Source organism: Flavobacterium sp. (genome assembly GCF_036515215.1).
GTDB lineage: Bacteria > Bacteroidota > Bacteroidia > Flavobacteriales > Flavobacteriaceae > Flavobacterium.
Genome location: NZ_DATBVQ010000006.1, coordinates 1 through 6846 on the forward strand (window position 1 = coordinate 1; position 6846 = coordinate 6846).

General features: G+C 38.6%; 7 protein-coding genes. 3 read left to right on the forward strand and 4 right to left on the reverse strand.

What is annotated here, in order from left to right; all coding sequences use genetic code 11:
- Positions 1–1614, reverse strand: a 1614-nt coding sequence (locus VIH09_RS00560; protein ID WP_331576804.1) for a hypothetical protein, incomplete at its 3' end; no start/stop codon positions are given.
- Positions 1615–1799: 185 nt separating this feature from the next.
- Here VIH09_RS00560 and VIH09_RS00565 point away from each other — a divergent pair.
- The 3 genes from VIH09_RS00565 (at position 1800) to VIH09_RS00575 (ending at position 4245) form a co-directional block, all read left to right on the forward strand.
- A complete protein-coding gene (locus VIH09_RS00565; RefSeq protein ID WP_331576806.1) occupies positions 1800–2393 on the forward strand; it encodes a Crp/Fnr family transcriptional regulator in 594 nt (197 codons plus the stop codon).
- A complete protein-coding gene (locus tag VIH09_RS00570; RefSeq protein ID WP_331576808.1) occupies positions 2393–3625 on the forward strand; it encodes a hypothetical protein in 1233 nt (410 codons plus the stop codon). Before VIH09_RS00565 ends, VIH09_RS00570 begins: the two co-directional genes overlap by 1 nt.
- 65 nt (positions 3626–3690) lie before the next feature.
- Positions 3691–4245, forward strand: coding sequence for a fasciclin domain-containing protein (locus VIH09_RS00575; protein WP_331576810.1), 555 nt, complete (start codon positions 3691–3693; stop codon positions 4243–4245).
- Positions 4246–4381: 136 nt separating this feature from the next.
- Here VIH09_RS00575 and VIH09_RS00580 read toward each other — a convergent pair whose 3' ends face one another.
- The 3 genes from VIH09_RS00580 to VIH09_RS00590 form a co-directional block, all read right to left on the reverse strand.
- Positions 4382–5353, reverse strand: a complete 972-nt coding sequence (locus VIH09_RS00580; RefSeq protein ID WP_331576812.1) for a transporter — start codon at positions 5351–5353, stop codon at positions 4382–4384.
- Positions 5354–5358: 5 nt separating this feature from the next.
- Positions 5359–6396, reverse strand: a complete 1038-nt coding sequence (locus tag VIH09_RS00585) for a cytochrome-c peroxidase (RefSeq protein ID WP_331576814.1) — start codon at positions 6394–6396, stop codon at positions 5359–5361.
- Between the two features lie 144 nt (positions 6397–6540).
- The coding region (locus tag VIH09_RS00590) for an MbnP family protein (RefSeq protein WP_331576815.1) at positions 6541–6846 on the reverse strand (306 nt) is incomplete at its 5' end.

The following is a 6846-nucleotide window of genomic DNA, read 5'->3' on the forward strand; positions in this document are numbered from 1 at the left end:
AGTTGCAATTTCATTTTTCAAATAATCCAGATACATTTTCAGTTCCTTGACGAACATGTTTGGTCGGTTCGTTTCGGTCAGTACCGAATCGTTTCCGTAAATATGCTTTACCATTTTGGATAGCGAAACTTCTTGGTCAAAATAAGCCATGTTCGGCCCAGGACAAATAACAACCCCTTGAGCCTGCCCTTTAACTGTAATGTCATTTTCTAAATAGGAAGCATTTGCCAAACCTACACAAAGACATGATTTTTCGGTGATTTTATTTTTTGCATTCTCGAAAGTTTCGGCTGAAAGCGTATCTCTTTTTGCGTCAAATTCTTCCAGTTTTACGTCCTGGTATTTTTTGGAAGCGGTGCAAATTCGGTTCGGGCCAAATTCTTTGCTTAACGCCAAAAACTTTTTCGGACAAGAGCTCCCAGCATTGCTTTCATGTATCCGTTTTTGCTTGAGTATCTCATTTGTTGTGCCTCTCAATGTGTTAAAGGGGATTCCCAACGGGGAAATATGACTCAAATACAAATCCTCTTCTTTGGCTTTCGCCAATAATTTCCGTGTGGCCTCATCGACAGAAGTGGCTTCCGGAACCAATAAAAATGGAGTACCCCAACCCACGGAATCAACTTCATAATGATCCAGTAAGAAGTCATGCTCTTCGGCAGTACCTACTCCGCCCTGAACAGTGATTTTCAAACCCAATGGCTTCTCAGGAACATATTTCCCTTTGATAGTTAAGGCTTTCACCATTAAATCGTGGGCCGATTGAATCAGCTGTTCTTTTTTATCTTTGAATTCTTCCAAAATCGGACCCAACAAATAGCCTTCCGTCGCAAAAGCATGTCCTCCGCAATTTAGACCGGATTCAATTCGGTATTCCGAAACCCAAAGCCCTTTTTTAGCCAAAAAATTCCCTTGTATCATAGCCGAACGGAAATCACTTACTTTTAATATAATTTTCTTCTGCAAGTCATTATTGCTGTCAGGAAAAAAGACGTCAAAACGTTCAAAATAACTGTATAATCTCGGATTCATTCCCGCTGAAAGAACAACCGAAGAAGTTAGCGTACTGTTAGCAAAACCACGAAGTGAGGCATGCGCGTCATTAAACTCAGTAGGCAATTGTTCCTCTTTGATGAAATTATCTTTGTCGACTTTCGTCATGATATTCACATCGATATCGCCTCGGGTCAGATTGTTTTCAAGGAAATTTTTGATGTTTTCCTTAAAAGCCACCCCATCATCCACTAAATTTTGCAGGCCTTGCTTTATCTCTGACTTGTTAGGCAACATGGCAATATAATTGTCCAGTGCCGATTTGCTTTCAGCCAACTCATTTTTGAAATTTTCGAATTTATCCTTTACGATTTTGTCAACCAAATTCAAATAAGAGGTGATTCGCTCCGCACGATAATCGTGAATTTTTTGAGTTATTTCCTGGTAAGGAATATCGAATTTAGTGCTGTAAAAAGAGTTCATTTTTTCAATAAGGTCATCATCAATGATTGAAATCACGGAGGAAATGCCATATTTCGCCACTCGAATGGGACTATCAATAGTGTAAGCCAGTCCCATCACAGGTATATGAAATGTATGTAACGGTTTAGTTGTTGTCATCGCTATAATTTTATTTTCAGTAGACTGCAAATTTCGGGAAACTAAATTGTTTAAAACCTGATAATTATCATGCTTATTTGTCCTTTATTGAAATACTTTTACTAACTTAAACCAACTTTGTCTGAGTATAAATATAGCTGTGTTTTTAAGATCCGCCTGAAAACACGCATCCAAAAATGGAAAAAATGCAAATAGATATCGATTTACTTTTTAGCTGGGGTGCCGTGGCCAAAAAATACAGTAAAAACGAGCTGATATTCTCTGAAAATGAAACAGCTCATTTTTATTATCAGATTATAAAAGGAAGTGTCCGAATGTACAACTCCAATGATGAAGGAAAGGAATTTACCCAGGGTCATTTTTGCAACGGCAATAGTTTTGGCGAGCCTCCCCTTCTTATAGATGAGACTTATCCTTCCACAGCAATCGCAGTGGTTGACAGCATCATAATAAAATTGTCGAAAGATAAATTTTTAAAAATTCTGGATGAGTATCCATGTATTCAAAAAACTTTTTTGGGTTTACTTGCCTGCAGAATTCATGCTAAAGCAAATTCTTCCAAAGAAATCATCAATCAAAGACCTGAGTATAGGATTATCGCTTTTCTAAATACGGTCAAAAAGAAATCTGGATACGAAAATCAAAAAATTCCGATTTCATATACTCGTCAAGAAATTGCCAACTTTACCGGCTTAAGGGTAGAAACAGTTATCCGAGCATTGAACAAAATGAATACGTGCAATAAAGTGGAAATCATAAATCACAAAATATTTTATTAATGAAATTAGATATAAAATTTTGGCTTAAATTTTCTCTGCTTAATCTTTGTATTGTTGCTTTTCTTGGGGTTCTGATGCGCTACAAAATTGGATTTGAATTTCCGTATTTGGATCAAAAACACCTGCAACATTCCCATTCCCATTTTGCCTTCGCTGGTTGGATTACTCATACTTTAATGACCCTGATGATTTACTATCTCCAAACTAAAATTATAGGTTTTCAAGGGCATCACTACAAAAAAACGATCATTGCCAATTTAATTTGCTCCTACGGTATGTTGATTTCCTTTATCATTCAGGGCTATGGATTGTTTTCAATATTTTTTTCCACAGCTTCCATTCTTGTTTCCTGTTATTTTGGCTACCAATATTTTAAGGATTTAAAGCATATCGACAGCGATTACCTCTCAAAAAACTGGTTTAAAGCGGGCATATTGTTTAATGTTTTTTCTTCTTTTGGAACCTTTTATTTGGCCTATATGATGGCCAGTAAAAATCTTGTCCAAAATTTATATCTTTCTTCAATTTATTTTTATTTGCATTTTCAATATAATGGTTGGTTTTTCTTTGCCAGCATGGGCTTGTTGTTGGGACTTTTAAATCTGCGGAAAACCGATCATCCATTCTATGAGACTTCATTTAAATTATTCGCGCTAGCGTGTGTCCCCGCTTATTTTTTATCGACACTCTGGCTGGAATTACCCCTTTGGTTGTACGTTATTACGGTGGCATCAGCCCTAATTCAAGTCTTCGCCTGGTTTAAATTGGTTTCTATCATTAGCAAAACAAGAGGGGATTTCATGGAAAACTACGCTCCTTTGTTGCGCTACATTTTGCTTTTTGTCGGCTTTGCATTAAGTATAAAGCTTTTGCTGCAATTGGGCTCCACTATTCCGTCCTTAAGTCAGCTGGCATTTGGTTTCAGGCCTATTGTTATTGCCTATTTGCATTTGGTTTTGTTAGCTGTTTTCTCTCTGTTTTTATTGTTTTACATCTTTAACAGTCATTTGTTTGTACTGTCAAAAAACATCAAATTTGGGTTAGCCATTTTTATCGTTGGTGTATCCTTAAATGAAATTATTTTAGCGGTTCAAGGCATTGCTTCCTTTAGCTATACCCAGATTCCCTATATAAACGTGCAACTTTTTGCGGCCGCTTTGGTATTACTTTTTGGAATAGGATATACCTCTTATTTTTCCATAAAAAAAGTTAAAAACAGTCCTCCTTTATGATTATACTCATAAAATAAACGGTTGTTATTTAGGTACTTTGTATATATAAACTTAAGCTCTCCATTATGAAAAAAATTATTATATCATTGCTCTTGGCCAGTTTTATGATTGCATTTGGATGCAAACAAAACGTCGAGAACAAGGCTGAAACCACTACAGAAGATGTTTCTACCCAAGATACGCAGCAACCAGCGGTCGTAGATGATGAATCACGTCCAAACATTGTTCAAGTCGCCTCCGGGAGTAAAGATCACAGCACACTTGTTGCGGCTGTGAAAGCGGCCGGTTTGGTGGATGCCTTAAGCAGCATTGGTCCGTTTACGGTTTTCGCACCCACAAATGCGGCATTCGACAAATTACCAAAGGGAACGGTTGAAGGGCTGCTAAAACCAGAAAAAAAACTAGATTTAAAAAATATTTTAGAATACCATACCTATATTGGAAATCTGAAGACCGAATACATGCAGGACGGTCAAGAATATGAGGAAGTAAACGGCGGAAAAGTAAAAATCACCAAACAGGGTGACAAGACTTTCGTGAATGGTTCCGAAATAGTAGCCACTATCCAAACTTCAAATGGTCCGATCCATGTCATAAATGACGTACTACTGCCCAAATAAACCAATTATTAATTCAACCAGATTGAAAAAGCGTGAGTTACTGAAACTCACGCTTTTTTTATGATCTGTTTTCTCAACAATGACGTCCTAATTTCTCCAGTAAGAAGGCTACAATGTCAATTGGGATTCCTCCATTCTATAAAGTATAATTCAGGTTTACGCTCCAACGGTAATTAGCCTCCATATTTCCGCTTGACAAATTTTGATTTATGGGAAGCATCGCATTCATGCCAACCGAAAATTTATTTTTCCCGGCTTCAAAACCGAATTTCCCGAAAAGAACATCCCCCGAAGTGTCCGGCAATTTTTCGCCGTAATGTTTGTTGGAATCATATTTTTCGCCCGCCAGACCAATTTCCGGCACCACTATTAGCGATTTCAAGTCCAGAAGATAAAACAACGTACTACCGTAGTTGAACTGATTTCCGAACCGGTAGTTTTTGCTGTTCTCCGTTTTAAGATTGTAGTTCAGCATCAGGTTCAACCCTAAATTTTTCTTTTTAATCACGTATTCCGTTAGCAGAAGATAGTCCAGACTGCCGGTTCCCAACTGGAAACTTTGGTTGACACTACCCGTATTGTTACCTTCGTCAAACTTGCCTGTAGGCATTTTTATTCCGCCACCCAATTGCAGGTGGTGTGTAAATACGATACTGTCTTTTTGTGTTTGATAAATCGAATAGGTCGCTATTATGGAAACATCCCCAATCCCCTTTATGCTTTCTGTTCCTGTGGAAAGTTCCCTGTCATGAAAATGGTAGGGAATCAAAGCCGAGACCTGGATTTTTTCTGTTATGGGTATTTTTGTCCAAATTTGAACCGTGTTGAAATTTTCATCGATCCAAGGCGAGTTGGCGAAAATGCCATCCCTACTGGTATAGCTTTGCTTGAAATAGCGCAATCCAATAAAATTACTGTTTAACATGGAGCTGAATCCCATACTGCCGCCGCTTGCGGAACAGCCGCAGGCATCGCAATCAAATTCAAAATCGTCAAGCAATTGCATTTTCTGAAAAGTGAACCTGGAGATGCTGTCGTTTTCTGTTTTGGCAGAAACAAACTGAAATGCAAAAAGCGAAAAGAGAGTTATAATTAGTGTGTTTTTCATTGTGTTTAGTATTCCGAGAATCGTTTATCCGTGAGATATTGATTGTCTGTTAATGTTGTTAGAAATGCAATTAATTGCGTTTTTTCCTTTTCTGAAAGCGGAATTCCCACCGTTCCCTTTTGTTTCAAAACAGGGTCTAATGTAGGCGAATCCATTACACCTGAACTATAATGATCGAGCACCGATTCTAAGGTCCCAAATCGTCCGTCGTGCATGTATGGGGCCGTTTTATCTACGTTGCGCAGACTTGGCACTTTGAATTTGTAATAGTCGGCGACCAATTGGGTAACACGGAATCTTCCCACGTCGTTTAAGGCGGGATTGATGGCCAAACCGTTATTGCGAAAAGAGTTGTCAGTCATCAAGTCAGTTGCGTGACAAGAAGCGCACTTAGAATTAAACAATGCATAACCCGCTGCTTCATCAGTGTTGAGTGATCCTCCAGCTTCATTACGCCTATAGTGGTCAAACTTTGAATCCGAAGATGTAATCATCACCATAAACTGGGAAAGCGCTTTCAGCATATTTTCGGTGTTGATTTTTTTATCTGCAAATGCTTGTTTGAATAATTTACTATAAATTGGATCCTTTCCCATCATGGATACAATTGCGTTCAAATCGCCATTCATCTCAACCGGACTCGTTAGCGGAATTACCGGCTGCAAATCCAAGTGACTCGTCGCTCCATCGTACATGAAAGCGGTTTGGTATGCCAAGTTTTGAATGGAAGGCGAATTTCTTGTGCCTACCAAATTATCGATTCCATGACTAAAGACATGACCGTGATGCGTAAATGCGTCCTCCTGAATGTGGCAAAAGCCGCAGGAAATGATTCCGTCCGAGGACAGCCTACCATCATAAAAAAGTTTTTTACCCAACTCAAAACCTTTTTCCGTCGGGGGATTCAAACCGATATTATAAACTAATGCCGGAAAATTGGAAGGCACTTTGAAATCAAGCGGCCTATCGATATACGCATCGTCACTATCAGAACAACTAAAAAGAAACGGCACCATAAGCCCGAGAAAATAATTGATTTTCATGGTTTTTAAAGTTATTATGGAAACAAAAAACACTGGTTAGCCCCGATAGAGCCGATATCCCACGCCTTTTTCGGGCGTGGATAAAGGCGAAAGCGGGACAAAAAGTTATTGTGAAAACAAATGCTTGTGCTCCCAAAAATTAATTTAATCGTTATGAACGTGAGCCGCGCTAAACATATTGGACAGATTTTCCGTAATTAGAGGCAAGTCTGTACCCCCCATAATTGTGGCGCCATTTCCTGCAGCATTATTGTCAGATAGCTTAATTTTATTAGTTCCGTCAATGATTTTTGACATATCGGCGATGATATGAATTTCAGGAGTAATTGTGGTTCTAACCATGGCTTTTGTGGGCAAGTCAAGTGTAACCTCAGTGTAATTATAGTCCGTGCCGGTTTGACCCGTGTGCACTTTGAAAGAAGTCTCCGTTGCTACCGTTGGCGACGTAAA